General features: G+C 70.0%; 23 protein-coding genes. 11 read left to right on the top strand and 12 right to left on the bottom strand.

The window, feature by feature from the left end; translation table 11 throughout:
- Positions 1-41 precede the first annotated feature (41 nt).
- The 4 genes from DFR69_RS15440 (at position 42) to DFR69_RS15455 (ending at position 5,954) form a co-directional block, all read left to right on the top strand.
- On the top strand, positions 42-3,023 hold the full coding sequence (locus DFR69_RS15440) for a circularly permuted type 2 ATP-grasp protein (RefSeq protein WP_110038188.1): 2,982 nt from the start codon (positions 42-44) through the stop codon (positions 3,021-3,023).
- Positions 3,020-3,910 (top strand): transglutaminase family protein, encoded by an 891-nt coding sequence (locus tag DFR69_RS15445; protein ID WP_110038189.1) that lies wholly within the window; start codon positions 3,020-3,022, stop codon positions 3,908-3,910. The genes DFR69_RS15440 and DFR69_RS15445 overlap by 4 nt, the downstream gene beginning before the upstream one ends.
- A 4-nt stretch (positions 3,911-3,914) precedes the next feature.
- On the top strand, positions 3,915-4,964 hold the full coding sequence (locus DFR69_RS15450; RefSeq protein ID WP_110038190.1) for a zinc-binding metallopeptidase family protein: 1,050 nt from the start codon (positions 3,915-3,917) through the stop codon (positions 4,962-4,964).
- A 108-nt stretch (positions 4,965-5,072) separates the two neighbouring features.
- A complete protein-coding gene (locus DFR69_RS15455; RefSeq protein WP_110038191.1) occupies positions 5,073-5,954 on the top strand; it encodes a bile acid:sodium symporter family protein in 882 nt (293 codons plus the stop codon).
- A gap of 1 nt (position 5,955) precedes the next feature.
- Here the strand turns inward: DFR69_RS15455 and DFR69_RS15460 are convergent, their stop codons facing one another.
- Genes DFR69_RS15460 through DFR69_RS15470 form a run of 3 tightly spaced genes read right to left on the bottom strand, consistent with a single transcriptional unit; the run spans position 5,956 to position 8,641 of the window.
- Positions 5,956-6,717, bottom strand: coding sequence for an ABC transporter ATP-binding protein (locus tag DFR69_RS15460; protein WP_110038192.1), 762 nt, complete (start codon positions 6,715-6,717; stop codon positions 5,956-5,958).
- Positions 6,714-7,769, bottom strand: coding sequence for a taurine ABC transporter substrate-binding protein (locus DFR69_RS15465; protein ID WP_110038193.1), 1,056 nt, complete (start codon positions 7,767-7,769; stop codon positions 6,714-6,716). Before DFR69_RS15465 ends, DFR69_RS15460 begins: the two co-directional genes overlap by 4 nt.
- Positions 7,766-8,641, bottom strand: coding sequence for an ABC transporter permease (locus DFR69_RS15470; RefSeq protein WP_244198264.1), 876 nt, complete (start codon positions 8,639-8,641; stop codon positions 7,766-7,768). The genes DFR69_RS15465 and DFR69_RS15470 overlap by 4 nt, the downstream gene beginning before the upstream one ends.
- A 161-nt stretch (positions 8,642-8,802) precedes the next feature.
- On the opposite strand from DFR69_RS15470, the gene DFR69_RS15475 reads away from it, so the two are divergent.
- Positions 8,803-9,054: a type II toxin-antitoxin system Phd/YefM family antitoxin gene (locus DFR69_RS15475; protein WP_110038194.1), complete on the top strand. Its 252-nt coding sequence runs from the start codon at positions 8,803-8,805 to the stop codon at positions 9,052-9,054.
- Positions 9,051-9,425, top strand: coding sequence for a type II toxin-antitoxin system VapC family toxin (locus tag DFR69_RS15480; protein ID WP_110038195.1), 375 nt, complete (start codon positions 9,051-9,053; stop codon positions 9,423-9,425). The genes DFR69_RS15475 and DFR69_RS15480 overlap by 4 nt, the downstream gene beginning before the upstream one ends.
- A gap of 1 nt (position 9,426) precedes the next feature.
- Here DFR69_RS15480 and DFR69_RS15485 read toward each other — a convergent pair whose 3' ends face one another.
- From DFR69_RS15485 to DFR69_RS15500, 4 genes are all read right to left on the bottom strand, one after another.
- Positions 9,427-10,140 carry a type 1 glutamine amidotransferase gene (locus tag DFR69_RS15485; protein ID WP_110038196.1) on the bottom strand — a complete coding sequence of 238 codons (714 nt, stop codon included), beginning with the start codon at positions 10,138-10,140 and terminating at the stop codon, positions 9,427-9,429.
- Complete coding sequence (locus DFR69_RS15490) at positions 10,137-11,372, bottom strand: MurT ligase domain-containing protein (protein ID WP_110038197.1); 1,236 nt, start codon at positions 11,370-11,372, stop codon at positions 10,137-10,139. Before DFR69_RS15490 ends, DFR69_RS15485 begins: the two co-directional genes overlap by 4 nt.
- 67 nt (positions 11,373-11,439) lie before the next feature.
- Positions 11,440-13,191 carry a hydroxysqualene dehydroxylase gene (locus tag DFR69_RS15495; protein ID WP_110038198.1) on the bottom strand — a complete coding sequence of 584 codons (1,752 nt, stop codon included), beginning with the start codon at positions 13,189-13,191 and terminating at the stop codon, positions 11,440-11,442.
- 190 nt (positions 13,192-13,381) lie between these two features.
- Positions 13,382-14,311 (bottom strand): EamA family transporter, encoded by a 930-nt coding sequence (locus DFR69_RS15500; protein WP_110038199.1) that lies wholly within the window; start codon positions 14,309-14,311, stop codon positions 13,382-13,384.
- A 71-nt stretch (positions 14,312-14,382) separates the two neighbouring features.
- On the opposite strand from DFR69_RS15500, the gene DFR69_RS15505 reads away from it, so the two are divergent.
- Positions 14,383-15,279 (top strand): LysR family transcriptional regulator, encoded by an 897-nt coding sequence (locus tag DFR69_RS15505; RefSeq protein ID WP_110038200.1) that lies wholly within the window; start codon positions 14,383-14,385, stop codon positions 15,277-15,279.
- 1 nt (position 15,280) lies between these two features.
- Here the strand turns inward: DFR69_RS15505 and DFR69_RS15510 are convergent, their stop codons facing one another.
- Entirely contained in the window at positions 15,281-16,915 is a 1,635-nt protein-coding gene (locus DFR69_RS15510; RefSeq protein ID WP_110038317.1) for a MinD/ParA family ATP-binding protein, read from the bottom strand.
- Positions 16,916-17,253: 338 nt separating this feature from the next.
- On the bottom strand, positions 17,254-19,056 hold the full coding sequence (gene leuA, locus DFR69_RS15515) for a 2-isopropylmalate synthase (protein ID WP_110038201.1): 1,803 nt from the start codon (positions 19,054-19,056) through the stop codon (positions 17,254-17,256).
- A 273-nt stretch (positions 19,057-19,329) separates the two neighbouring features.
- Between leuA and DFR69_RS15520 the strand changes: the two genes are divergently transcribed.
- From DFR69_RS15520 to DFR69_RS15530, 3 genes are all read left to right on the top strand, one after another.
- A complete protein-coding gene (locus DFR69_RS15520; protein WP_110038202.1) occupies positions 19,330-20,100 on the top strand; it encodes a sulfite exporter TauE/SafE family protein in 771 nt (256 codons plus the stop codon).
- Between the two features lie 117 nt (positions 20,101-20,217).
- A complete protein-coding gene (locus DFR69_RS15525) occupies positions 20,218-21,834 on the top strand; it encodes a GMC oxidoreductase (protein ID WP_186817351.1) in 1,617 nt (538 codons plus the stop codon).
- 83 nt (positions 21,835-21,917) lie between these two features.
- Positions 21,918-22,757, top strand: coding sequence for an ion transporter (locus DFR69_RS15530; protein ID WP_373867019.1), 840 nt, complete (start codon positions 21,918-21,920; stop codon positions 22,755-22,757).
- Here the strand turns inward: DFR69_RS15530 and DFR69_RS15535 are convergent.
- The 3 genes from DFR69_RS15535 to DFR69_RS15545 form a co-directional block, all read right to left on the bottom strand.
- On the bottom strand, positions 22,744-23,946 hold the full coding sequence (locus DFR69_RS15535) for a low temperature requirement protein A (RefSeq protein ID WP_110038204.1): 1,203 nt from the start codon (positions 23,944-23,946) through the stop codon (positions 22,744-22,746). The two genes, DFR69_RS15530 and DFR69_RS15535, sit on opposite strands and share 14 nt — an antisense overlap.
- A 44-nt stretch (positions 23,947-23,990) precedes the next feature.
- Positions 23,991-24,449 carry an SRPBCC family protein gene (locus tag DFR69_RS15540; protein WP_110038205.1) on the bottom strand — a complete coding sequence of 153 codons (459 nt, stop codon included), beginning with the start codon at positions 24,447-24,449 and terminating at the stop codon, positions 23,991-23,993.
- 99 nt (positions 24,450-24,548) lie between these two features.
- Entirely contained in the window at positions 24,549-25,121 is a 573-nt protein-coding gene (locus tag DFR69_RS15545) for a TetR/AcrR family transcriptional regulator (RefSeq protein ID WP_110038206.1), read from the bottom strand.
- A gap of 73 nt (positions 25,122-25,194) precedes the next feature.
- On the opposite strand from DFR69_RS15545, the gene DFR69_RS15550 reads away from it, so the two are divergent.
- Positions 25,195-25,767, top strand: coding sequence for a dihydrofolate reductase family protein (locus DFR69_RS15550; RefSeq protein ID WP_110038207.1), 573 nt, complete (start codon positions 25,195-25,197; stop codon positions 25,765-25,767).

The following is a 25,767-nucleotide window of genomic DNA, read 5'->3' on the forward strand; positions in this document are numbered from 1 at the left end:
AGTCAACCGCCCGACCACTCGCCGCGTAGGAGCAAGCAACGGTGCCTGACCGACGGGACACAGTGGGCCGCGAGACCGGCGGCGGGCGCGCCGCCGCGGCCGCCGCCGAACAGTTCGCGCGGTACCGGTCCGAGAGCAGGGCGGGCGCGCGGTTCGACGAGTGCGGCAGGCCGACCCAGGGCTATTACGACGAGCTGGTCGACGGGCGCGGCCGGGTGCGGTCGATGTGGTCGGAGCTGTCGGCCGATTTCGTCGACCAGGGTGTCGGCGGGCTCGGCAAGATCGACCAGCGAGTGCGCAGGCAGATCGAGGACGACGGCGTCACCTACACCGAGGTCGGCGCCGACGACACCACGACCGCCGCCCCCTGGCGCCTCGACCCGATCCCGCTGCTGGTCTCCGCCGACGACTGGACCCGCCTGGAAACCGGCCTGGTGCAGCGCTCGCTCGTGCTCGACGAGGTGCTCACCGATGTGTACGGCCCACGCAGGCTGCTGAGTTCGGGTCTGCTGCCGCCGGAGATCGTGTTCGGCAACACCGGCTACGTGCGGGCGGCGCACGGCATCACCATTCCCGGCACCCATCAGCTGTTCCTGCACGCCTGCGACATCAGCCGATGGGGCGACGGGCAGTTCCGGGTGCTGGCCGACTGGGCGCAGGCGCCGTCGGGGGCGGGGTACGCGCTGGCCGATCGCCGCGTGGTCGCCTCGGCCATTCCGGAGGCGTTCGAGCACGCCGGACCGCGTCCGCTCACGCCGTTCGCCCGCGCGATGCGGTTGATGCTCGCGGAGGCGGCGCCCGAACTGGCCGACGGCGAGGAGCCGGTGGTCGTGGTGCTGAGCCCGGGCTCGTACTCCGAAACCGCGTTCGATCAGGCGTATCTCGCGCAGGTGCTGGGCTTTCCGCTCGTCGAGAGCGCCGATCTGGTGGTCCGCGACGGCGCCCTGTGGATGCGGTCGCTCGGCAGCCTGGAGCGGGTCGACGTGGTGTTGCGCCGCGTCGACGCCGAATTCTCCGATCCGCTGGATCTGCGCCCGGATTCGCGCCTGGGCGTGGTGGGACTGGTGGAGGTGTTGCGGCGCGGTGCGGTGACCGTGGTCAACACGCTCGGCAGCGGGTTGCTGGAATCGCCCGCGCTGAGCGCGTTCCTGCCGCGGATCGCCCGCTCGGTCCTCGGCGCCGATCTGCTGCTCGACGGCACGCCCGCGTACTGGGGTGGCGACGACAGCGAGCGCTCCCATCTCGTGGCCCACCTCGGTGATCTGGTGATCCGATCCGCTGTCGACGGGTCGACCATCTTCGGGCCGAGCCTGTCGGCCGCCGAACGCGCCGAGCTGGCGGCCCGGATCGAGGTCGAGCGGTGGAAGTGGGTCGGGCAGGAACCGGCCGAGTTCTCGGTGGCGCCCGCGATCGAGGACGGTTCGGGGCTGGCGCCCGCGCCGGTGGGCATGCGGCTGTTCTCGATGGCGCGGCGCGGTGGGTACACGGCCATGTCGGGCGGACTCGGCCAGCAGCGGATGCGGCTGGAACCCACCCGCAGCGTGATCAAGGTGGCCGCCAAGGACGTCTGGGTCCGCGCCGCTCCCGCCACCGCGCCCGCCGTCGGCAGCGAGGCGCCGCACGAGGACCGGTTGCGCCGGGCGATGCCGGTGGTCGAGGCGATCAGCTCCCCGCGCGTGCTCAACGACCTGTTCTGGATGGGCCGCTACAGCGAGCGCGCCGAGTCGGTCGTCCGCCTCCTCGCCGCCACCCACGACGTCTACCAGGACTACCGCTACCGCCCCTGGCTCGACGGCGCCGAAGCCCTGCCCATCCTGATGCACGCCCTCTCGGTGACCACGGGCACCAACGCGCCGGATTCCGTGCTGCCCAACGGAACCAGTCAGCTCAGCAGCGTCGCGCCGGTCGAAGCGACCGAGGAGAACACGCGGCCGCCGGGCGGAGTGGCCGACTCCACGTCCGATGACAACTCGGCGGCGGGCTCCAACTCGGCGCCTGACGACGACGCAGCCGTTGACGAAGCCCCGGCCTCCGAAGGCGCGGCGTGGGAGCGGGGGACCAGTGCGCTCGCGCGGGCTCTGCGCACCACCGGAACCACCGCCGAGCGCGGCGCGGAATCGGCCGGAAGCGACGAGCCGGCGCAGGACGAACACCCTCGCCAGCCGCGCGGAAAGGCACGCGCGCGCTCCCCGCGGGTGCAAGCGCAGGCCGTGGCGGGGGCCTCGGCGGAGGGGTACCACTACCTGGCCTCGCTCACCGGGGACCGGAATCTGCCCGGCTCGCTCTCGTACGCGGTGGATCACTACGGGTCGGCCGCCAGGGCGGTGCGCGACCAGCTCTCCGGCGACACCTGGATGATCATCGGCGCGGTGGATCGCGCGCTGGCCGAATTCCGTTCGGCCAGCAGCGAACAGGAGAACGCGATGTCGGCGGTGCACTCGCTGACGCTGGGCGCGCTGCTGTCGCTGTCCGGAATCGGCGCGGAGTCGCTGGTGCGCGACACCGGTTGGTACGTCATGGACATCGGCAAGCGGATCGAGCGCGGCCTCGCCGTCACCTCCCTGGTCAATGCCGCACTGGCGCAGGTGAATCCGCCGGATGTGGAGCGGGTCGTGGCGGAGGCCGTCCTCACCGCCACCGAGTCGGCGGTGATCTATCGGCGCAGGCACCGCGGGTCGGCCCATGTCGGCGCACTGGCCGCGCTGTTGCTGTTCGACGCGGGCAATCCGCGTTCGCTGGTCTATCAGCTCGACCGGCTCGAGGCCGACTTCCAGGCGTTGCCCGGCGGTTCCGGCGCCTCCCGCTCGCAACGGCTGCTCGCCGACGCCCAGCGCATGCTGCGTCGCGTCGACCCGGACGACCTCGCCCACACCGACGCCGACGGCGTCCGCACCGAACTGGTGGAACTGCTGGAAGGGGTGCACTTGCGGCTGCGCAAGCTGTCGGAATCGTTCGAGGCGACGAAACTCGCTGTGCCCGTCAGCATCCAGCCGCTGTGGGGCAACACCAGGATGGTCGGATGAGCAGGCGCTACCTGGTGACCCACCGCACCACCTACAGCTATTCCGACGAGGTCACCAGCTCCTACGGCCGCGCCTATCTCACGCCGCGCGAATTCGCGGGCCAGCGGCTGCACGAGCACGACATCCACATCGACCCGGTGCCCTCGGACCGCTCCGTCGGCACCGACGTCTACGGCAACACGACGACGTACTTCCACGTCACCGCGGAGCACCGGACACTCGAGGTCACCGGCGAATCGCTCGTCGAGGTCGATCGGCAGTCGACCGTCGACGGCGCCGACATCCCCTGGGAGGCGGCGCGTCCGACCACCGCGACCGGTCCGCTCGCGGTCGAGTTCACCCTCGACCTGCTGCCGCCCGAGATCACCGACGAGGTCACCGCGTACGCGGCGGAGACCTTCACGCCGGGACGTCCGTTGCTCGCGGCGGTCACCGAGCTGAACACCCGTATCCACCGCGACTTCCGCTACCGCTCCGGCTCGACCACGGTGAGCACCAGCGTCGCCGATGTGTTCGCCGCCCGCGAGGGCGTCTGCCAGGACTTCGCCCGCATCGGCGCCGCGTGCCTGCGTTCGCACGGCCTGGCCGCCCGCTACGTCTCGGGGTATCTCGCCACCGACCCGCCGCCGGGCAAGGAGCGCATGGTCGGCGTCGACGCCACCCACGCCTGGGCCGCGGTCTGGCTGCCCGGCACCGACGCCGGCGACCGCACCGGCGGCTGGATCGCCTTCGACCCGACCAACGACCAGTTCGCCGACGAGCGCTACGTCACCGTGGCGTGGGGCCGCGACTACCAGGATGTGCCGCCGCTGCGTGGCATCATCTACACCGACGCCAAACAGTCCACGATCACGGTCTCGGTCGATGTAGCCCCGGTGGAGGTGTAGTCCCTTGCGTGATTTCGTCTGCCCGAACTGTGGCCAGCAGCTGGCCTTCGAGAATTCGGTGTGCCTGTCCTGCTCGAGCCCGCTCGGGTTCAGCCTGCGGGAGCGGGCGCTGGTGGTGATCGGCGACCCGCCCGGTGACGCGGCGATCGACCACGCGGGCGGCGTCGTCGACGGCGACCGCTTCCGCCTCTGCGACAACCTGCATGTGGCGCAGTGCAATTGGCTGGTGCCGACCGACGGCGGCACCGACGGACCGACGCTGTGCGAATCCTGCGCGCTCACCCGTACCAGGCCAAACGACAACGACGTCGAGGGCCTGGCCGCCTTCGCCGAGGCCGAGGCGGCCAAGCGCCGGCTGATCTTCGAGCTGGCCGAACTCGACCTGCCGATCGTCGGGCGCGACGCCGACCCCGCCCACGGTTTGGCCTTCGACCTGCTCTCCAGCCGGACCGACGGGGTGCTCACCGGCCACCTCGACGGCGTCGTCACCCTCGATCTGGCCGAGGCCGACGACCCGCATCGCGAGCAACTGCGGATCGAGATGGCCGAGCCGTACCGCACCCTGCTCGGCCATTTCCGGCACGAGATCGGCCACTACTACTTCACCGTCCTGGTCACCGGTGACGAAGAGCTGCAACGGTTCCGCGACCTGTTCGGCGACCCGTACGCCGACTACCAGGCCGCGCTGGACGCCCACTACGCCAAGGGCGCCCCGCCCGGCTGGGAGGACGACTACGTCTCCTCCTACGCCACCATGCACGCCGCCGAGGACTGGGCCGAGACCTTCGCCCACTACCTGCACATCCGCGACACCCTCGACACCGCCGCCGCCTTCGGCTTCGCGCCCGCGGGCGCCACCCTGGATCGCCCGCAGGTGGGCCGCGCCGGTTTCGACAAGATCATCGAACTGTGGCTGCCGCTGGCCTGGTCGCTGAACATGGTGAACCGCTCGATGGGCCACGACGACCTGTACCCCTTCGTCCTCCCGGAGCGGGTGCTGGAGAAGATGCGCTTCGTGCACGAGCTGTGTGAGCGGAGTTCGGTGCCCGCCTAGCGATTTCGCCGTTCGACTGCGACGTGGGTCACAGCTGGCTACTCTCACTATTGAGACGAGCGCGTCTCAAGCTGGGCCGCGGGCCCGGACTGCTCGATGAGGATGGCTATGAACTCACCCCTGGTTTCCGTCGGACTGCCCCTGGCCCTGGTCGTGATCATGTTCGGGCTCGGGCTCTCGCTCACCCCCGCCGACTTCACCCGGATCGCGAAGAGCCCGCGCATCGTCGCCATCGCCCTGCTCTGCCAGCTGATCGCGCTCCCGGCCGTGGCCTTCGGGCTGGTGTTGCTGTTCGACCTGCCCGCCGTCCTCGCGGTGGGCATGATGCTGCTGGCCGCCTCGCCGGGCGGGACGACGGCGAACCTGTTCAGCCACCTGTTCCGCGGCGACGTCGCGCTGAACGTGTCGCTGACGGCGGTCAATTCGATCATCGCGGTGGTCACCCTGCCGCTGGTCACCAACTTCGCGATCGGCTACTTCGAACCGGCCGACGGCGGCGGGTCGGTGGGCCTGCAGTTCGGCAAGGTCGTGCAGGTGTTCGCGATCGTGCTCGTCCCGGTCGCGGTCGGCATGCTGGTGCGCCGCTGGTCGGCCGCGTTCGCCGACCGGATGGACCGCCCGGTCCGCATCGGTTCCGCGCTCACCCTGCTGCTGGTGATCGTCGGTACGATCATCGCCGAATCCGACACCCTCGCCGATTCGCTCGGCCAGGTCGGCGCGATCACCGTGCTGTTCTGCCTGATCAGCCTCGCCCTCGGCTACCTCGTCCCGCGCCTGCTCGGAGTGCCGGACCGGCAGGCCATCGCCTGCTCGATGGAGGTCGGCATCCACAACAGCACGATCGCCATCACCATCGCGATCAGTGTCCTGGACAGCACGGAGCTGGCCGTGCCCGCCGCCGTGTACGGCGTGCTGATGTTCCCGATCGCCGCCGCGTTCGGCTACCTGATCACCCGGGGGCGGGCACGGGCGGTGGTCGCCGCCGAGTGAGTCAGGCCGCGTAGATGTGGCGCGCCAATTCGTCCCGCAGCCCGGCGAATTCGGGGTGGGCGCGGATCGTCTCGAAGTCGTCGTCGGCGGCTTTGAAGGCGGGCGAGGTGTCGTAGACGACCCGGCCCGGCGCCATCACCAGGATCCTCGTGCCGAGCAGCACCGCCTCCTCGATGCCGTGGGTGACGAACAGGATCGTCTTGTCGCCGCCGCGCCACAGTGCGCGCAGTTCGCGCTGCAGGCGCTCCCTGGTGAGGGCGTCGAGCGCGCCGAACGGCTCGTCCATGAGCACGATGCCGGGATCGTTCACCAGCACCCGGGCGATCTGCGCGCGCTGCTGCTGTCCGCCGGACAGTTCATAGGGCCTGCGGTCGCCGAGTTCGTCCAGCCCGACCAGCGCCAGCAACCGCTCGGCCTCGGCCCGGCGTGTATTCCTGTCCACACCGCGGACTTTCGGCCCGAACTCCACATTGCCGCGCACCGACAGCCACGGGTAGAGGTTCGCCTGCTGGAACACCACGCCGCGATCGGGATCGGGACCGTCGACGACGCGATCGCCCACCCGTACCTCGCCCGTGGACGGGGCGAGGAATCCGGCCAGGATGTTCAGCAGCGTCGACTTGCCGCAGCCGGAAGGACCTACGACGCAGACGAATTCGCCGGGCTCGATGGTGAGGTCGGTGGGTGCGAGCACTTCGACGCCGCCCTCGGGGCCGGGGTAGCTCTTGCTCACCCCGGCCAGCGTCACCCGCTCGGCGCTCACCCCGCCGCGCCCGCCGCGGGGGCCACCGCGATGCCGTCGCGGTACTGCTGCTCGCTGCCGACGGCGGCGATTCCGCCCTGGCTCAGCAGGAATCCCGCGGTGCCCGCGAGGTCGGCGGCGAATCCGCCGCCCAGGTAGCGCGGGCCCGCCTGCTCGGCGGCGGTCAGATAGCGGTAGCCGGCCAGCTGCGGCGTCACCTTGTCCGGCGCGATGCCGAGCTGGGCGCCGATCGAGACCGCCGCCTCCTCCTTCGCCGTGTTGATCTGCTCGACGGCGTAGCTCTGCAGCTTCGCCCATGCGATGGCGAAGGCGGCGTTGTCGGCGAGGAACTTCTTGTCGGCGATGGCCACGTCGAAGGTCGGCGCGCCCGCGGCGGCGGTCTCGGCACTGCTGGTGATCACCGTGCCGCCCGCGGCGGTGAGCTTGGACAGGGTCGGGTCCCACACCCAGGCCGCGTCGATCTGATCGCCCTGCCACGCACCGGGAATCGCCTCCGGTTGCAGATTGATCAGCTCCACCTGGCCGGTGAGCCCGGCCTTGTCCAACGCCGCGAGCAGGCTGTAGTGCGAGGTGCTGCCGAACGGCGTGGCGACGCGCTTGCCCCTGAGCCCGGCCAGATCCGACTTCTGCTTGGCGACCAGCGATTCCGAGGCGCCGATCACGTCGTGGATCCACACGACCTGCACCGGCAGGTTCAGCGGGGACGAGAGTGCCTTGGTCGCCGGACTCGAGCCGAGCGTGCCGATGTCCAGGCTGCCCGCGCCGAACGCCTGCACCATGTCGGCGCCGGAGGCGAACTGACTCCAGGTGATCTTCGCGTTGGGCAGGCAGGCCTGGAGCAGGTTGCGGTCCTTCACCAGCAGGTCACCGTTGGGGATGGCCTGGAATCCGAGCCGGACCGTGCTGGTGACGCTCGGATCGGCGGCGAACGGGCAGCTCGCCGCGCCCTGGCCGGTGTCAGCGCGGCCGGATTCCACACAGCCCGCGGTGACCGCGAGAACTGCGGAGAGCGCGGCCGCGGTCGCCACGACCTTGCGCACGGTGGTTGTCATGCTTTGCCTTTCCACGGAACGACTCTGGTGCCGATGAACGCGATCACCGCGTCCAGCAGCAGCGCCGCCACGCCGATCACGATGATGCAGGCGATGGTGAGCGGCGTATTCAATTGCGTGCCCGCGATATACGCGAGCCCGCCGATGCCGGGGATGCCGTTGTTGAGTTCGGCCGCGACGACCGTTGTCCAGGCGAACGCGGTCGCGATGCGGATACCGCTGAGCACGTTCGGCAGCGTCGCGGGCAGCACGACGAGCGAAACCACCTGGGCGCGACGGGCTCCCAGCGAGCGAGCGGCATGGAGGTAGTCCTGCTTCACGCCGAGCACCCCGTCCAGGGTGGCGATGGCGATCGGCGGGAACGCGGCCAGGAACAGCAGCCAGATCTTGGAGGTGTCACCGATGCCGAACCACACGATCAACAGGCCGATGTAACCGAGCGGGGGCAGCGCGCGCAGGAAGTTCAGTACGGGCTCGGCCACCCAGCGCACCGGCGCGGCCATGCCCATCACGAACCCCACCAGCGGACCGAGCAGAATCGCCGCCCCCACCCCGACCGCGATCCGCTGCAGGCTCGCCAGCAGATGTTCCCAGAGGTAGTAGCCCTGCTCCCCGATGACGTACCGGTCCACTCCGTCCGCGATCCGGTGCAGCGTGTTGGCCCGCACGAACGCCTCCCACACGGCGCCCGGCGATGGCAGATACAGCGGATTCACCAGGCCGACCGCCGACACGACCGTCCACACGACCAGCACCAGCCCGCCGGCGACCACCGAAGCCAGCACCCGCCGACCCCGCCGCGCCCGGCCCGTCCGCACGACCTTCGCCCCGGGACGCCGCGTGCCCACGGTCTCGGTCAGCACTCCGGTCACGCCCGCACTCCTCAGCCTCGGTGCCCCGGCCGACACGCCCGACACAACGAGCCCGACGCTATCGGCGCAGGTAGCGCCTCCGCGAGGGTAAAAGTCGCCGTGAGCCGAAGTCCCTCGACAGGCGCTCGACGGCGGACTAACCTCTTAGCTAAGGAGGCGTGATGGCAGGGGACGCGGCGGAACGGTTCAACATTCACGACGCGAAGACGAATCTGTCGCGCATCATCGAGCGGGTGGAGCAGGGGGAGGAAATCGTGATCAGTCGTGCGGGAACTCCGGTGGCCAAGGTCGTGCCGCTCACCAGGCGGGTGAACCGGACCGCTCGCGGCTCGTTACGCGGGCGGCTGAACCTGTCGCCGGGCTGGGACTCACCCGAGACGAACGCCGAGATCGCCCGCGACTTCGAAGCATGAGCCTGCTCCTGGACACCCACGTCATCCTGTGGTGGCTCATCGACGATCCCACCCTTGATGCCGGCCTGCGGGAACGGCTCGACCACGACCCGGACATCCACGTCAGTTCGGCGTCGGTGTGGGAGATCGCGATGAAGCAGGCGTCGGGAAAACTGGCCGGTCCGGCCGACCTCCCCGAACGCGTGGTCGGCAGCGGGTTCCTGCCGCTGCCGATCGAGGCGCGGCACTCGATCGAGGCGGCCCGGCTGCCGCCGATCCACCGCGATCCCTTCGACCGGATCCTCGTAGCCCAGGCGCGGTGCGAGGACCTGACTCTGGTCACCCGCGATCCGTATTGCCTGCGCTACGAGGTCGGCACGCTGCCGTGCTGAGCTAGGCGCGCAGGCGTTCGCGGCGGAGGCGGTCGACGACCGGGAGGTCGAGGGGGGCGAGGTCGGTGGCGGGGATGCCGAGGGCTCGGGCGATGAGGAGGTCGGCGAGTTCGGGGTTGCGGGCCAGGGCGGGGCCGTGCAGGTAGGTGCCGATGACCGAGCCCTGGACGACGCCCTCGGTGCCGTCGCCGACGCCGTTGCCGACACCGCGGGTCACCTTGGCCAGCGGGGCCGCGTCGGCGCCGAGCAGGGTGCCGCCGCGATGGTTCTCGAAGCCGGTCAGCGGGGCCTTCAGGCCGTCCATGACGGGCGAGGTGGTGACCTCGCCGATGGCGCGGGTGGCCTGGGGCGAGGTGGTGACGTCGAAAAGGCCCACACCGTCGACCTTTTCGCCCGAGGAGGTCTCGTACCAGTTGCCGAGCACCTGGATCGCCGCGCAGATCGCGAGCACGGGCGCGCCCTTGGCGGCGGCCTGCTGCAGGCCGGGGTACTTCTGCAGGTGGCGGGTCGCCAGGCGCTGCGCTGAGTCCTCGGCGCCGCCGAGGGTGTAGATGTCGAAGGAGTCCGGGACCGGATCGGCGAGGGTGATGTCGATGATCTCGGCGTCGTAGCCGCGCATGCGCAGCCGCTGCCGCAGCACGAGCGCGTTGCCGCCGTCGCCGTAGGTGCCCATCACGTCGGGCAGAACGAGACCGATGCGGAGGGTGTCACTCATGCGCGGGCCTCCAGGTCACGGTTGAGATCGCGGAACGCGGTGTAATTGGCCAGCACCTCGACGTGCCCGGCCGGGCAGGACTCGATCGCGCGCAGCGGATCGGGCACCAGGGTGTGCTCCACCCCGGCGTAGGTGAGGCGGACGGCGAGGTCGGTGGCGCGCTCGCCGGACGCCACCACCTGCACGCCCTCGAAGTGCTCGAACCGCACGTCCCACAGCCAGGACAGATCCTCGCCGTCGGGTACCTGCCCGTTCACCGCGATCACCAGACCGGCCGAGTTCGGATCGATCATCGACAGCGCTTCCTGCCAGCCCGCCGGGTTCTTCGCCAGCAGCAGCCGGGCGTCGTGCTCGCCGACGGTGACCGTGCGGTACCGGCCCGCGATCTCGCGCACGGTGCCGGTGGCGTCGGTGGCCTTGACCGGCTCGGCGCCCATGGCCACCGCCGCGGCCACGGCCTGCGCCGCGTTGCCGCGGTTCGCGCGCCCGGGCAGCGCCAGGTGTAGAGGCGCCCGGAAACCGTCGGGGCCGCAGAGGTCTTCGCCCTCGAGCCACCAATCCGGTTGCGGGCGATGGAAATCGGCGCCGGTGGAGCGCCAGTTCTCGCCCTCCCAGACGATCGGCTCGCCACTGCGCGGGCAGCTGGTCGCGTCGACGGCCCAGCCGCTGCCCGCCGCCACCCAGATCACCTTGGGATGGTCGTAGGCGATGGAGGCGACAAGCACGTCGTCGCAGTTGGCGACGACCACGGTGTCGGGATGCCTGGCCAGGCCGGCGCGCAGCTTGCGCTCGATCATGTTGATCTCGCCGACCCGGTCGAGCTGATCGCGGCTCAGGTTCAGCAGCACCACGGCCGCCGGGTCGAGCGCGTCGCTGACGTGCGGCAGGTGCAGCTCGTCGACCTCGATCGCGGCCAGCGGCACCCCCGGGTGCAGGCTCAGCGCCGCGACGATGCCCGCGTCCATGTTGGCGCCGTCGGCCTGGGTCGCGACCCGGCCCAGGGTGCCCAGGGCCGCGGTGGTCATCCTGGTGGTCGTCGACTTGCCGTTGGTGCCGGTGATCAGCACCGTCCGCCTGCCGCGCCCGAGCTGCGTCATGATCGTCGGATCGATCTTCAACGCGATCAGGCCGCCGATCATCGAACCCTTGCCGCGGCCCGCCTTCTGCGAAGCCCACGACGCTGCCGCCGCCGCTCGCAAGGCCAGGCGCCCACGCACCGAGATGTCTGCCACGCCGCGAGTCTATGTGCGTGTTGTTACGGGCCGGGTAGGGGAGCGGTGTGAGGTACGTCGGCGCAGGTCAGACCGGCTCGTCGAACATGTTCGGCAGGCCGGCGGCGTAACGGTCGGCGTCGACGCGGCGCAGCGGCTCCAGTTCGGGCGTGCGGCGCAGCCGGAAGGTGCGGCAGCGCTCGGCCCCCGATCCGGCGACGTCGAGCAGCGCGTTCACCGCCGCGCGCGCGGATTCGTTGGCGCCCTCCATGGTCGCCAGGTCGACATCCGTGCGCACGTAATCACCGGCGAGGAACAGGTTTTCGATCGAGCCGTGCGGTTCCGGCCGCGCGTCCCACGAGCCGGCGGTGTTGATCAGCAGCGGGTCGGCGTTGGCATTGCGCGCGCCCTGCCAGGTGATGCCGGGGTCGAGGAACCACGAATGCACGTCGGCGGGGCGCAGCAGCTGTTCGCGATCGTTGAGATGGGCGCTGAGCTGGGCCCACACCTCGCGGAAGATCTCCTCGTGCGTGCAGACCTCGGCGGGCTTGCCGAACAGCACGCCGGGCGTGTGCCAGTCGGAGATGTCCACCGAGAGGCAATCGGCCACCGTGCCGTCGCCGAAGGACGACAGCTTGCGCGTCCACAGCTGGTTCTGGCTGATCGAGGTGAGCGACCACGGCGAATCGACGAAGGCCGTGTGCCCGCGCGAGATGTTCAGCGGTGTACGGAAATAGATCTGGATGCCGTTCATCCAGTCGACGAAAAGGCGCTCGGTGGCCGCCAGTTCCGGCGCCAGTTCGAGCACCCGCGGCGACCACAGCTTCCTGGCCTGTTCCACGGGGAGGGCGAGCACGAAATAGTCCGCTTCGACGGTGCCCGTCCCGGCGATCCTGGCCGCGCCGATCCGCTTGTCCCGCACCACGAGTTCCTCGACGCGCGCGCCGAGTTCGAACCGCACGCCGAGCCCGCGCAGATGCTCGACCCAGGGATCGATCCAGGCGATATTGGTCGCGTTGTTCAGCACCCGGTCCAGGCCGCCGTCGTTGCCGAGGCCGAGCGGATTGCCGAGGAACTGCTCGCCCATGCTGCCGATGGTGCGCGTGCTGGCCAGATTCTCCTTGGCCGCGACCATGATGCTGGTGAGCGAGCGCGACACGATCGCGCGGAACTCGTGCGAGCGCTGGTGCCCGTGCACGAAGTCCTGCCAGGAGGTGTGTTCCCACTGCCCGAATCGGCGGGCGTCGCAGCTGCTGTTGAAGACCAGCAGCCGGTTGGCGAAGTAGGCGGCCTCGGCGGGCGGCATCTTCGTGCCCGTGGCGATGGTCCCGGCGAGTGTCTCCCTGATCGCGTCGGGATGGAAGTTCGCTCCGGTGAGGCTGCCGGGCAGGGCGAGGGAGATGTCGTCGCCGTCGCGGCGGGAGAACCTGGCCTCCGGCACGCTGAGCAGGTTGTTCCAGACGCCGTCGGGGTTGCCCGCGACGGGGATCCGGCGCATGGTGTCGGGCAGGTTCTGATAGAAGCCGGGGAAGAACCGGAACCCGTGCTCGCCGGGCAGATCGGGGCGGCCGTCGCGGCCGGTGCCCGCCACGGCGACGCTGCGCGCCTTGCCGCCGAGCGCCCTCGCCTCGTAGACGGTCACCTCGAAACCGCGTTCGGCCAGCTCATGGGCGGCGGTCAGGCCGGCGACACCGCCGCCGAGCACGGCGACCCGGCGTCCGGGTGGTGCGCCGAGCGCGATCCCGGACGCGCCCGCGACGGTCCCCGCCGATACCACCCCCGCTGCGACCGTGCCGCGAAGAAAGGTTCTCCGCGAGACGGCCGACCGCTGTTCCGCCATACGCTGTTCAGCTGCCTTGCTCGTGTTTTGCCTGCTGTTTGCTCACACTCTAGAGCGCGGCGAAGACCTGGCTGTGACGACCTGTCGCGTCGTTCACCCGCGCCCGAAACCGACCGGTCGCGCGGATAACGGCTCGCGCGATCGGTCACATGCTAGCCAGCGCCCCCGCGGTCAGAGGCGGAATTGGACGTCAGACCTGCACGAGGCTCGGTTCGGGCGCCCGCTCCGGCGCGCGGCCGATCCCGCGGGTGGTCGTCGCGGCGAAGGCGCCCGCGATCACGATCACCCCGCCGATCAGCGCCGCCGCCGACGGCTCCTCGCCGAATACCGCCCACGCGGCGGCGATGCCGACCACCGGCACGAGCAGCGACAACGGCGCGACGGTGCCCGCCGGATAGCGGCTCATCAGGTACGTCCACAGGCCGGACCCGCACACCGTGGCGAGCACCGCGATGTAGGCGAGCGCGGCCAGCGCGGGCAGCCCGTCGCTGGAGGTGACCGCGGCGCCGAGCGCGCGGAATCCGGTGCCAGGCCCCTCGACAGCCATCGACAGCGCGAGCAGCGGCAGCACGGGCACCACCGACATCCACAGGGTCAGGTGCAGCGGATCGAAGCCGGGCGAGTCGGCGCCCGCCTGACGCGCGCCGATATTGCCGAAGGCCCAGCCCAGCCCGCCCGCCAGCGTCAGCAGCACCGGTAGCAGCGTCGCGTTCGCCAGCCGGTCGGCGCCGATCACGACCATGCCGAGCACGGCCACCGCGAGCCCGGCGACCTGCACCGGCCGCAACCGTTCGCGCAGCAGTACCGCGCCCAGCACCACCGTGAACGGCGCCGAGGACTGCAGCACCAGCGAGGCCAAGCCGGTCGGCATGCCCACCCGCATGGCGGTGAACAGGAACGCGAACTGCAGGATGCCGAACCCGGTGCCGTAGAGCAGCAGCCAGCGCGTGCGCACAGCCGGGCGCGGAATGAAGACGAGCACCGGAACCGCGATGACGGCGAACCGGAGCGCGGCGAAGAAGAAGGGCGGAAAGTGATCGAGGCCGATGCGGATGGCGAGGAAGTTCAGGCCCCAGAGCACGACGACGGTCAGTCCGAGCAGGCGGTCACGGGTGGTCACGCACTCATCGTGAGCCGAGCGAAGCATCAGGACAATCGAATAAAAGTGGATGAATGAAGTAGATTTGCTTCATGTTCTCGATCGAGCGGCTGCGCATCCTGCGGGAACTTGCCGACCGCGGAACGGTCGCCGCTGTGGCCGAGGTGCTGTCCATGACGCCGTCGGCGGTCTCCCAGCAACTCAAGGTGCTCGCCAGGGAAGCCGGCGTCGCGCTGCTCGAACCCGACGGGCGCCGGGTCCGGCTCACCGATGCCGGCCAGGCGCTGGTCCTGCGCGCCGACGACGTGCTGGCGGCCATGGACCGCGCCGTCGCCGAGATGGCGCACTATCGCGGCCTGCCGCGCGGGCAGGTCAGGGTGGCGTCGTTTCCCTCCGGCGCCGCGCTGCTGCTGCCGTCGGTCCTGACCGCGCTCGCCGACAGCGGCGTGGAGATCGTGGCGGGCGACGAGGACCTGCCGCCCGCGGAAGCGGGCAGGCTGCTGGCCGACTACGACATCGTGCTCACCCACCGCGACGAGCGCGCGCCCTCGGTCGCCGGGCCGCGGCTCTCGGCGCGGGTGTTGATGCGCGAACCGATCGACGTCGTCGTCGCGCCGACCCACCCGCTGGCGGGCCGGGACTCGGTGCGACCGGAGGAACTCGCCGACGAGACCTGGGTGAGTGTGCGCGGCGGCTTCCCGGTGGACGACGTGCTGAACTCCATCGCCACGATCACCGGCGTGCGGCCGCGGATCGCGCAGCGGCTCAACGAGTTCCGCGTCATCGAGACGCTGGTGGCCTCGGGCTACGGCGTCGCGCTGATGCCGAGGTACGCGGTTGCGCACCCGGCGCTGTCGGTGCTGCCGCTGGCCGGCGTGCGCGCGGCGCGGGTGTACGAGATCGTCACCCGGCCGCAGGCCCATCGGCGCCCGGCGATCGCCGCGGTCCTCGAGGCGTTCGAGGCCGCGGCGCGCGCCGTCGGCAGCTGACTCAGAACTGGCCCGGCTGGTAGGGCTGCTGCCCCGGGTACGGCTGGCCCTGCGGCGCGAACTGCTGACCCTGCGGCTGACCGTGGTAGCCGAAGTCGTCGGCGACCATGGCGGCCAGCTCGAGCAGCGCCCGGCGGGTGGGCTTGCTGACCAGCTCGAGGTCGATCTCGGCGCCCTCGGCCAGATGATCGTCGAACGGGACGATCTGCACGGCGCGGGTGCGGTCGAGGAACAGCTTGCGCAGCTGGTCCAGGTCGACCGTCGAGGCGCCGCGCCGCGAGGCGTTGACGACCACGACGGTGCGCTCGACCAGCTTGGAGTAGCCGTGGTGGTCGAGCCAGTCCAGCGTCGCCGACGCACTGCGCGCGCCGTCGATCGCGGGGGAGGTGACCAGCACCAGCGAGCTCGCCATGTCGAGCACGCCCGACATGGCCGAGTGCATCAGACCGGTACCGCAGTCGGTGAGGATGATGTTGTAGAACGACTGCAGGATGCCGATGGCCTTGCGGTAATCGGCCTCGCTGAAGGCCTCCGACACGGCCGGATCCTGCTCGGAGGCAAGGACTTCCAGCCGACTCGGCGCCTGCGAGGTGTGCGCGCGGACATCGGAGTAGCGCGTGATGTTCTGGTCCTCGAGCAGGTTGCGCACCGTCGACCGGGTCTGGCGCGGCACCCGGTGGGCCAGGGTGCCCAGGTCGGGGTTGGCATCGATCGCGATGACGCGGTCACCGCGCTGCGAGGCGAAGGTGGAGCCGAGGCCGACCGTGGTGGTGGTCTTGCCGACGCCGCCCTTGAGCGAGAGGATCGCGATCCGGTAATCACCGCGGACCGGCTGGTTGACCCGCTCGGCCAGGTCGCGGTGCACCACGTCGGCCGCCGACTCGCCCGGGTTGATCATGCCGCCGGACGCCTTGTGCACGGCGCGGCGCCACCCGCTGCGCGGCGCCTTGCGGGCCCGCTTGAGCAGGTTCAGATCGTTGACCGAGTGGCCCGGCTGACCCGGCGCAGGCACGTGCTGCGGCTGGAACGGCTGCTGGGCCGGCCCACCCTGCCACTGGCCGGGCTGCGGTGCCATCGGCTGCGGGCCGGGACCGGCCTGCGGCGGCTGACCCGGCTGGCCCGGGACCTGGCCGGGCATCCCACCCATCGGCGGCTGGTACATCGGCGGCGGCGGAGGCGCCCAGCTGTAGATGGCCTCGGACTGCGGGCCCTGCGGCTGCTGTTCCTGCGGGTACTGCGGCGCCTGTTCGGCACCCGGGTACTGCGGCTGCGGCTCGGCGCCGGGGTACTGCGGCGGACCGGGGTACGGCTGCTCGCCGGTGCCCTGCGGGCCGGGATACGGCTGCTCGCCGGTGGCCTGCGGACCGGGGTAGGGCTGCTCACCGGTGACCGGCGGACCCGGGTAGGGCTGCTGCTCCGGCGCGTGCGCCAGCGGATGCGCCCCACCGCTCTGATACGGATCGGGCACCGAACTCGGCGCGAAGGGACCGGGCACGAAGCCGCCGGGGTGGAACACCGTCTGCTCCGCCAGGCCGGGCTGCCCGTCGGGCTCGGGGGGCGCCTGGTCGGCCGGGGTGGGCTTCGGTTCGGGAGCGGCCTCGGCGGGCTCGATGTCCTCGTCGCCCACCGTTTGCACGCCGGCGGGACCGGACGCAGCGTCGGCCGTTTCAGCCGACGGACTCTGCAGCCAGGGCGGAGAGGTCGGATTATGGTCGTTGTTGGTCACAGTTCCCCCACTTGCTCGCTCGAACGAGCAGGAAGCTCGGCGCTGAATGTGCACTAAAACGCTAGCACGGTGCTAATTCTCGCGCGCTGGGGGCGGCGCGGCGACCGGCCGCCGCGAAGCCGCATGAGCCCAGTTCACAAGGCGGATCGGCCCGGCGGGGTGCCGGGTTGTCCACAGGTCTGGAAGTTGTCCACAAGACGACGCGGGCCGGATCTCCACTGGGGAGACCCGGCCCGCGTCGGGGAAAACTAGCGTGCGGCAGCGGCGCGGTTCACCGCGGAGACGACCGCGCGCAGCGACGCCGTGGTGATCGAGGTGGCGATGCCGACACCCCACACCACCTTGTCGCCGATCGCGACCTCGACATACGCGGCGGCCTGCGCGTCGTCACCGGCCGACATGGCGTGCTCGCTGTAGTCGAGCACCCGCACGTCGAAGCCGACGGTGGCGATGGCGTCGACGAACGCGGCGAGCGGGCCGTTGCCCGAACCGGTGATCTCCTGCTCGACGCCGTCGACCTTCACGGTCGCCACGATCGAGTCGACGCCGCCGTCGGTCTCGGCCGCGGTGACGATCTGCTTGATCCGCTCGAGCGGCAGGATCGGGTTCAGGTACTCGGTGGCGAAGACGTCCCACATCTCCTTGGGCGTCACCTCGCCGCCCTCACCGTCGGTGATCGCCTGGATCGCCTGCGAGAACTCGATCTGCAGGCGGCGCGGCAGCACCAGGCCGTGATCGGTCTTCATGATGTAGGCGACGCCGCCCTTGCCGGACTGCGAGTTCACCCGGATGACGGCCTCGTAGGTCCGGCCGACGTCCTTCGGGTCGATCGGCAGGTACGGGACCTCCCAGACGATGTCGGCCACGTCGGCGTTCTGCGCGTCGGCGGCGGCCTTCATCGCGTCCAGGCCCTTGTTGATGGCGTCCTGGTGGCTGCCGGAGAAGGCGGTGTAGACCAGGTCGCCGCCGTACGGGTGCCGCTCGGCCACGGCCAGCTGGTTGCAGTATTCGACCGTGCGGCGGATCTCGTCGATGTCGGAGAAGTTGATCTGCGGGTCGATGCCGCGGGAGAACATGTTCATGCCCAGCGTCACCAGGCAGACGTTGCCGGTGCGCTCGCCGTTGCCGAACAGGCAGCCCTCGATGCGGTCGGCGCCGGCCTGGTAGCCCAGCTCGGCGGCCGCGACGGCGGTGCCGCGGTCGTTGTGCGGGTGCAGCGACAGCACGATCGAGTCGCGGCGGGCCAGGTTGCGGTGCATCCACTCGATCGAGTCGGCGTACACGTTCGGCGTCGCCATCTCGACGGTGGCGGGCAGGTTGATGATCAGCGGCTTCGCCGGGGTCGGCGCGATGATCGCCGAGACGGCGTCGCAGACCTCGCGGGCGTAGTCCAGCTCGGTGCCGGTGTAGGACTCCGGGCTGTACTCGTAGCGCCACTCGGTGTCGGGGTAGCGCTGCTCGATCTCCAGGCACAGCGCCGCGGCGTCGGTGGCGATCTTCTTCACGGCGTCGCGTTCGGCGCGGAACACCACCCTGCGCTGCAGGATCGAGGTGGAGTTGTAGAAGTGCACGATGACGTTCGGCGCGCCGTTGCAGGCCTCGAACGTGCGCTCGATCAGCTCGGGGCGGCACTGGGTGAGGACCTGGATGGTGACGTCGGCGGGGATGGCGCCGTCTTCGATGATCTCGCGGACGAAGTCGAAGTCGGTCTGGCTCGCGGCCGGGAACCCGACCTCGATCTCCTTGTAGCCCATCCGCACCAGCAGGTCGAACATGCGGCGCTTGCGGGCGGGACTCATCGGGTCGATGAGAGCCTGGTTGCCGTCGCGCAGGTCGACGGCGCACCACGCCGGGGCGCGGTCGATGACCTTGTCGGGCCAGGTGCGGTCGGGCAGCGTGATCGGCTCGACCTCTTCGGCGAAGGGCCGGTACCGGAACGCGGGCATCGACGAGTTCTTCTGCTGGTTCCAGGCGGGCTGGTCGGCCGGAGCGGGTTTGCCGGGGGCCGTGATGGTGCGCGAAGCGGATACGAATGCGTCAGCCGAGGACATGCAAGTTTCTCCGTGGGGTGTGGTGTATTCCCGGGTGGGAGCGGGTCGACCGGCGCGTTGGAACCCCGCGACGGGAGCCGGTCCGTATCAGAACCCGTCGCGGCGGCCGAGAAGAAGTGCCCGCTGCATGATTCCCCGAGCTTACCGTGTGTGATGCGCCGCTGGTAAGCGGCCTGGCGAATCCATCGCTCCTACCAGCCGGTACGGTTCGGGGGCGGAAACGCGCGCTTGTACGGACCACCGCGTCCGACGAGACGGCACAAAGGAATTCGAATGACCTGGTATGAGCAATTGGCCGTGCTCGTGGCCGGTGTCGCCGCGGGCGGCATCAACACGATCGTCGGCTCCGGCACCCTGATCACCTTCCCGGCGCTGCTCGCGTTCGGGCTGCCGCCGGTGACGGCGAACGTCTCCAACACGATCGGCCTGGTCCCCGGCTCGGTGAGCGGGGTGATCGGCTATCGGCGCGAACTGGAAGGCCAGCGGTCGCGACTGCTGCAGCTGGGCACCGCCTCGCTGCTCGGCGGCATCACCGGCGCGATCCTGCTGCTCACCATGCCCGCCGAGGCCTTCAAGGCGATCGTGCCGGTCCTGATCATCGCCGCGCTGGTCCTGGTGGTGGTCCAGCCCCGGCTGGCGGCCTGGGTGAAGCGGCGCAGGGCCGACGGCGACGCGCCGGCGCCCGCGCACGGCGGGCCGATCCTGCTGGTCGCGGTGTTCGGCACCGGCATCTACGGCGGCTACTTCGGCGCGGCCCAGGGCGTGCTGCTGCTGGGGCTGCTCGGGGTGTTCGTGCACGAGGACATCCAGCGGCTCAACGCCGTGAAGAACGTCCTCGCGCTGATCGTGAACGCGGTGTCGGCGGTGATCTTCATCGTCATCGCGGAGGTGAACTGGCAGGCCGTGGCGCTGATCGCGGTCGGCTCCATCATCGGTGGTCAGCTGGGTGCGCGGGTGGGCCGCAAGCTGCCGCCGAACGTGCTGCGCGCGGTGATCGTCATCGTCGGCACCATCGCCGTGATCAGGCTGCTCACCACCGGCTGATCCCCGCGGGCGACACCCGCCGTTGTGACGACCACCAAAGGCCGCTCCGTTGAACACCATTGGTGTTTCACACGGGGTATCCTGCGCTCGGCCATGCGTGATGAGGGAGGTGGCCTGGTGCACAGACGTGCCTTCTTCAAGGCGGCGGGACTGGCGACGATCGCCGGTGCCGTGGGAACGACGCTGACGACCACGGCGGCCACGGCCGACCCGCGCGAGGCGATGTTCCGGACCTGGGTACCGGAGATCTTCGAGCCACTGCCCGACCCGCCCGCGCACACCCAGGCCATCGTCATCGGGTCCGGTTTCGGCGCCGCGGTCACCGCGCTGCGCCTGGCCGAGGCCGGGATCGTCAACACCGTGCTCGAGCGCGGTTCGCGCTGGCCCAACGACCCGTGGCGGGAGATCTTCACCGGCGACGACCTGCCCGACGGCCGCGGTTTCTGGCATCGCACCAGCTTCACCGGCGTCACCAAGGTGCCGATGAGTTTCGGCGCGTTCGGCGGCGTGCTCGACGTGACCGAGTACCCGGGCATCGACGTGTGGCGCGCGGCGGCCGTCGGCGGCGGCTCGGTGATCTTCACCGGCGCCATGGTCGCGCCGGAGCGCAGGCTGTTCGACCAGGTCTTCGGCGGTGTCGTCGACTACGGCGAGCTGGAACGCGTCTACTACCCGAAGGTGCGGCAGATGCTGCGCCTGGACGCCATGCCCGCCGACATCTACCAGTCCGGGCCCTTCGCGCACTCGCGCGCATGGGACGAGCAGGTGCGCGCGGCCGGCTACCAGCCGCTGCCCAACGACTCGATCTTCACCTGGGACATCCTGCGCAGCGAACTGGCGGGCACCTCGCGCGCCTCGGCCACCGCCGCCCGCTCCAACCTGGGCAATTCCAACGGCGCCAAGTTCGACCTGAACCAGAACTACCTGCGCTACGCCAGGGACACCGGCAAGTCGCAGGTGTATCCCGGCCACCGCGTCGACAGCATCGCCCAGGACGCGGGCGGCAAGTTCGTGGTCACGGTGACGAAACTGGACCCGACCGGACAGGTCCTGGGCACTCGCACGCTCACCTGCGACAAGCTGTTCCTCGGCGCCGGATCCGTCGGCACCTCCGAGCTGCTGGTCCGCGCCCAGGCCACCGGCGCGCTGCCCCACCTCAACGAGCACATCGGCGACGGCTGGGGCACCAACGGTGACGTGGTGCTTGCCCGCGGCGCGAGCGCAGTCTCCGGGCACGGCCAGGGCGTGCCGAGCGCCAGCCGCATCTTCGACGAGTCGGGCGTGCCGCTCACCCTGGAGAACTGGTACATCCCCGGCATCCCGTTCGAGACCGGCGCGCTGGCCTCGCTCGGCATGGTGCTCGACCCGACCAGGGCGCGCTTCGGCTACGACACGGGCTCGGGCGGGGTCGGTCTGAGCTGGTCGGCGGCCGCGCAGAACGCCGTCGTCGACGCGGCGCGCGCGGTCGACCACCGGATCGCCGAACGCGCGGGCGCCCTCGCCGAATACAGCGCGCTCGGTTACGACGCGAACGCCCAGTTCACCGCGCATCCGCTCGGAGGCGCCGTGCTCGGCAAGGCCACCGACGCCTTCGGCCGCGTGCACGGACACCCCGGCCTGTACGTGATGGACGGCGCGGCGATTCCGGGCAGCACCGCGACCGTGAACCCCTCGCTGACCATCGCCGCGCTGGCCGAACGCAACATCGCCGCCATCGTGTCCGCCGGTCGCTGACACCGAACAAGATCACGCCGATCTGCCCGGCGAGCGCCGGTCAGGCCGTTACCCTCGGTGCGACGACGGCGTTCGAAGGGAGCATGCACGTGGCCTCACCGGGCATCGAGCGGGTCGAGGCACTGCCGGACGTGCGCTCCAAGACGCCGTCGCTGCGCACCGATCTGCTGATGCTGGTCCTGGCGATCATCTCGGTGGTGCTGGTCGTGTGGATCACCTTCTTCCCGGTGTCGGGGAAGACCTACCACGCGATCGTGATCGTCGACTGGACGATCTGCGGCATCTTCCTGATCGAGTTCCTGTGGCGCTGGCGGCGCGCGGGCTGGCCGTGGACCTTCCCGTTCGTCTACTGGTACGAAGTGCTCGGCATGATCCCGGTGACCAGCCCGATCTTCCGCGGCTTCCGGCTGTTCCGGATCGTGGTCATCCTGATCCGGCTGGGGCGGGTGGCCGATCGCGCGCTGGGGGAGCGGGTCACCGCGACGCTGGTGAACCGGTTCGTCGGCACCATCGTCGACGTGATCAAGCGGCCGATGACGGTCGCGATCCTCGACGAGGTCTCCAAGGTGCTGCGCGCCGGGCACTACACCAAGAACATCGCCGCGGCGCTGGAGGAGAACCACGCCGAGGTCGACCAGATGATCGTCGACCTGATCAAGAACGATCCGCAGACCGGCAAGCTGCGCTACGTGCCGTTCCACGACGAGATCATCAGGCTGATCTCGGCGACCGTGTACCGGCTGCTGCGCGAGCTGCTCGACGATCCGCGCACCGACGAGCTGGTCGCGGACATGCTCAGGGAGAACCTGGACCAGATCAACGAGGCGGTCCGCCTCGGCATCAAGGTGCCGCCCTCGCACCGAGGGGCGACGCCCGCCGAGCACGGCGTGCGCCACCACCTCAGTCAGATCAAGCGTGCCTGATCTCGTCGCGCGGCGTCGCGTAGCGCACGGTCTCGAAGACCACCAGCGCCGCGAGTACCGCGCAGAGCAGGGCGAGCGAGGCGAGCGCGGGCAGCTGTGACGCCAGCGGGGCGAGCACGACCAGCAGCACCGCGGTGACCACCCGCCCGATCGACACCTCCTTCACGGCGTAGTACTTCGCCGCGACCACGCCGAGCAGGAAGAGTGCCGGTCCGCCGTACAGCGCGCCGAGCGGGATGCCGTAGAGCGCGTCGGTGAGCGTGTGGTGCGAGGAATCGCCCACGTAGTACAGCACTTTCTTGAGCCCGAGCGAGAGCGCGATGACGCCGGCGATCATCGGGAAGTGCCCGTAGGTGTAGCTGTTCTGGGCGATCTTGATCTGGTGCGCGCCCCTGGCGTGGGCGAAGGCGTGCTCGATCGAGATGGCCGCGACGTCGAAGTAGAGCCACCACAGCAGACCCGAGACGGCGAGGCCGAGCATCGAGCCGAGCACGATGGGCCAGGAGACCGGCAGTCCGGCGACGCCGATGCCGATCGAGACGATGGATTCGCCCAGCGCCACGATGACGATCAGGCCGTAGCGCTCGGCGAAGTGCTTGGCCGAGTTGATCCGCCAGTCGGTGCCCGCCGCCCAGGTCCAGACCATGTCGCCGACGATGGCCGCGAGCCACAGCGCGATCTGGACGATGCCCTCGGTCATCGCCGCGATCACCAGCAGCGTGGTGCCGAAGGTGATCGAGCCGAGCGCCCAGCGCAGCAGCTGCCCGCGCAGCTGCGGGTCCTCGGCGCTGATCACCCAGAAGATGCCCACGTGCACCAGCCGGACCACCAGGTACGCGATCGCGAAGACCAGCGGCCCGAACCAGCCGCCCGGCATGTCGCTGAAGGCCTCGGGGATGGTGAGCGCCGCGATGAACGCGCCGCCCATGGCGACGAACATCGCCACCCTGGTGATGCCCTCGTCGGCCTTGACGACATTGCCGAGCCAGGAATAGGCGATCCACAGCCACCACATCAGCGCCAGGACCAGCCCGGCCCGCAGCAGGTTCGCGGCGGTGGGATCGTCGGCGGCCAGCGCGGTGACCATGGTGAACGCGAACACGATCACGAGGTCGAAGAACAGTTCGAGCTGGGTCACCGTGGCGCCCTCTGACACCGTTTGGAACCGAACCCGTCGAGTACCGATCATGCGCTCATCGTCGCACTGCGACGGCGGGTACGCGCGGAAAGAAATCAGCCGACGGCGTAGCCCTCGACCTCGGGGTACCGCTCGGCGAAGTCGATGAAGTTCGCGACGGCCTCGTCGTACTGCTTGCGCAGGGTGCGGTTGAACAGGATGCCCGGGACCGGCAGCGGGTACTTGAGCTCGACGTGCAGGTCGATCTCGGTGCCCTCCGGGGTCTCGAACAGGTCGAACGAGCCGCCGCCCTTGGAACCGCGGCTGCTGTCGACGACCTCCCAGGAGACCCGGTTGGGCTCCCAGGAGTATTCGAGGACCTGCGAATCGGAGTCGCCCATGAAGTGCGCGGTGACGAAGACCCGGCGCGGCCTGCGGTCGGCGTCGAGAGGACCCATGCGGACATCGCTGTAGGACGGCGACCAGTCCGCTAGCCGATCGACCGCGAGCAGGGCTTCCATGACTTGGTCCACGCTGGCATCAACGGTGAATCGGATGTCGGTCTTCGCGCGCATCTTGTCTATCCTCCGAAACCCCCGCTGTCTTTCGCGCCCGATTGTGCACAGCTGTACCAGTGATCGTCAACACGTCTATGGTCTGGACAAATGACCGTGTCAGCTGCGTATGGCCCTTTCGACGGCGGTTTCGATCAGCTCCATGCTCTGTTGCTCGGTGAACAGGGTTGGCAGCGTGAGGTGTTCGACGACGAGCCAGTTCAGGGCCAGGTACAGCAGGATGACCGTCGACTCGTCGCCGGGCTGGCCGGACGCCAGGTGGTTGCGGATGTTGAAGTCGAGGTCCGCCCGTACCCGTTCGGTGAGAACTTTGCGAAGTTCCGGGCGACGGGTCGCTTCCAGGCGCAATTCGAGCAGCGCGAGGTAGGCGGTGCGGTGTGATTCGAGCCTGCCGACGACCTCCTTCATCAGCGCGGTGATGTTCTCGACCGTCTTGGGTCCCTGATCGACCAGCGCCATGGTCTCGGCGGTCGGCTCGATCACCTCGTAGAAGCGGGTGCCCGCCTGGGTGAGCATGTCGTCGCGGTTGGCGAAGTAGTTGGAGGCGGTGCCGAGGGGCACGCCCGCCTTCTTGTCCACGGCACGGAAGGTGAGGCCGCGGGCGCCGTCGTCGGCGAGGACCTCGATGGCCGCGTCGAGCAGGGCTTGTCGTCGTTCGGGGTTAGTTCGCACTTGACACCACTCCGTCTGTAGTACTACGGTTCAAATCACTACGAACAGAGTACAACAACTGAGGCGGTACCCCATGCGAAAGCTCGTCTACTACATCGGCGTCTCCCTCGACGGCTACATCGCTGGTCCAGGCGGGGAGGTCGACTTCTATCCGACGCCGCCGGAGTACATGGAATGGATGATGGAGGAGTTCCCCGACTCCATCCCGACCCACCTGCGGGCCCATTTCGGCATGGACCCCGAGCTGCCGGCCAAGCGGTGGGACACCGTCCTGATGGGGCGCGGCACCTACCTCCTGCCGGAGGGACACGTCGAAAGCCCGTTCGCGCACCTGAAGCAGTACGTGGTCTCGTCCTCGCTGGATCAGGCCGACCATCCCGGCGTCGAGATCTTCGCGGGCGACCCCGGCGAGCTCGTCCGCGAGCTCAAGGCCGCGGAGGGCGCCGACATCTGGTTGTGCGGCGGCGGGAACCTGGCCGGCCAGCTCCTCGACGAGATCGACGAGATGGTCGTCAAGAGCTATCCGGTCGTCGCGGGCTCCGGCGTCGCGGCGTTCACCGGTGTCTTCAAACCGACAAACTTCCGTCCCGTGCGGCGCAAGGAATTCGGCAACGGAGCCCTGGTCACCTGGTTCGAACGGGCCTGA

Source organism: Nocardia neocaledoniensis, assembly GCF_003182135.1.
Lineage (GTDB): Bacteria > Actinomycetota > Actinomycetes > Mycobacteriales > Mycobacteriaceae > Nocardia > Nocardia neocaledoniensis.

What these genes read in the sequence shown, in the direction of transcription:
- DFR69_RS15550 (WP_110038207.1), top strand. Translation starts at nt 25,195, where the DNA reads ATGCGAAAGCTCGTCTACTACATCGGCGTCTCCCTCGACGGCTACATC.
- DFR69_RS15480 (WP_110038195.1), top strand. Translation starts at nt 9,051, where the DNA reads ATGAGCCTGCTCCTGGACACCCACGTCATCCTGTGGTGGCTCATCGAC.
- DFR69_RS15535 (WP_110038204.1), bottom strand. Translation starts at nt 23,946, where the DNA reads ATGATCGGTACTCGACGGGTTCGGTTCCAAACGGTGTCAGAGGGCGCC.
- DFR69_RS15485 (WP_110038196.1), bottom strand. Translation starts at nt 10,140, where the DNA reads ATGAGTGACACCCTCCGCATCGGTCTCGTTCTGCCCGACGTGATGGGC.
- DFR69_RS15465 (WP_110038193.1), bottom strand. Translation starts at nt 7,769, where the DNA reads ATGACAACCACCGTGCGCAAGGTCGTGGCGACCGCGGCCGCGCTCTCC.
- DFR69_RS15445 (WP_110038189.1), top strand. Translation starts at nt 3,020, where the DNA reads ATGAGCAGGCGCTACCTGGTGACCCACCGCACCACCTACAGCTATTCC.
- DFR69_RS15505 (WP_110038200.1), top strand. Translation starts at nt 14,383, where the DNA reads ATGTTCTCGATCGAGCGGCTGCGCATCCTGCGGGAACTTGCCGACCGC.
- leuA (WP_110038201.1), bottom strand. Translation starts at nt 19,056, where the DNA reads ATGTCCTCGGCTGACGCATTCGTATCCGCTTCGCGCACCATCACGGCC.
- DFR69_RS15495 (WP_110038198.1), bottom strand. Translation starts at nt 13,191, where the DNA reads ATGGCGGAACAGCGGTCGGCCGTCTCGCGGAGAACCTTTCTTCGCGGC.
- DFR69_RS15475 (WP_110038194.1), top strand. Translation starts at nt 8,803, where the DNA reads ATGGCAGGGGACGCGGCGGAACGGTTCAACATTCACGACGCGAAGACG.
- DFR69_RS15530 (WP_373867019.1), top strand. Translation starts at nt 21,918, where the DNA reads ATGCACGTGGCCTCACCGGGCATCGAGCGGGTCGAGGCACTGCCGGAC.
- DFR69_RS15520 (WP_110038202.1), top strand. Translation starts at nt 19,330, where the DNA reads ATGACCTGGTATGAGCAATTGGCCGTGCTCGTGGCCGGTGTCGCCGCG.
- DFR69_RS15540 (WP_110038205.1), bottom strand. Translation starts at nt 24,449, where the DNA reads ATGCGCGCGAAGACCGACATCCGATTCACCGTTGATGCCAGCGTGGAC.
- DFR69_RS15455 (WP_110038191.1), top strand. Translation starts at nt 5,073, where the DNA reads ATGAACTCACCCCTGGTTTCCGTCGGACTGCCCCTGGCCCTGGTCGTG.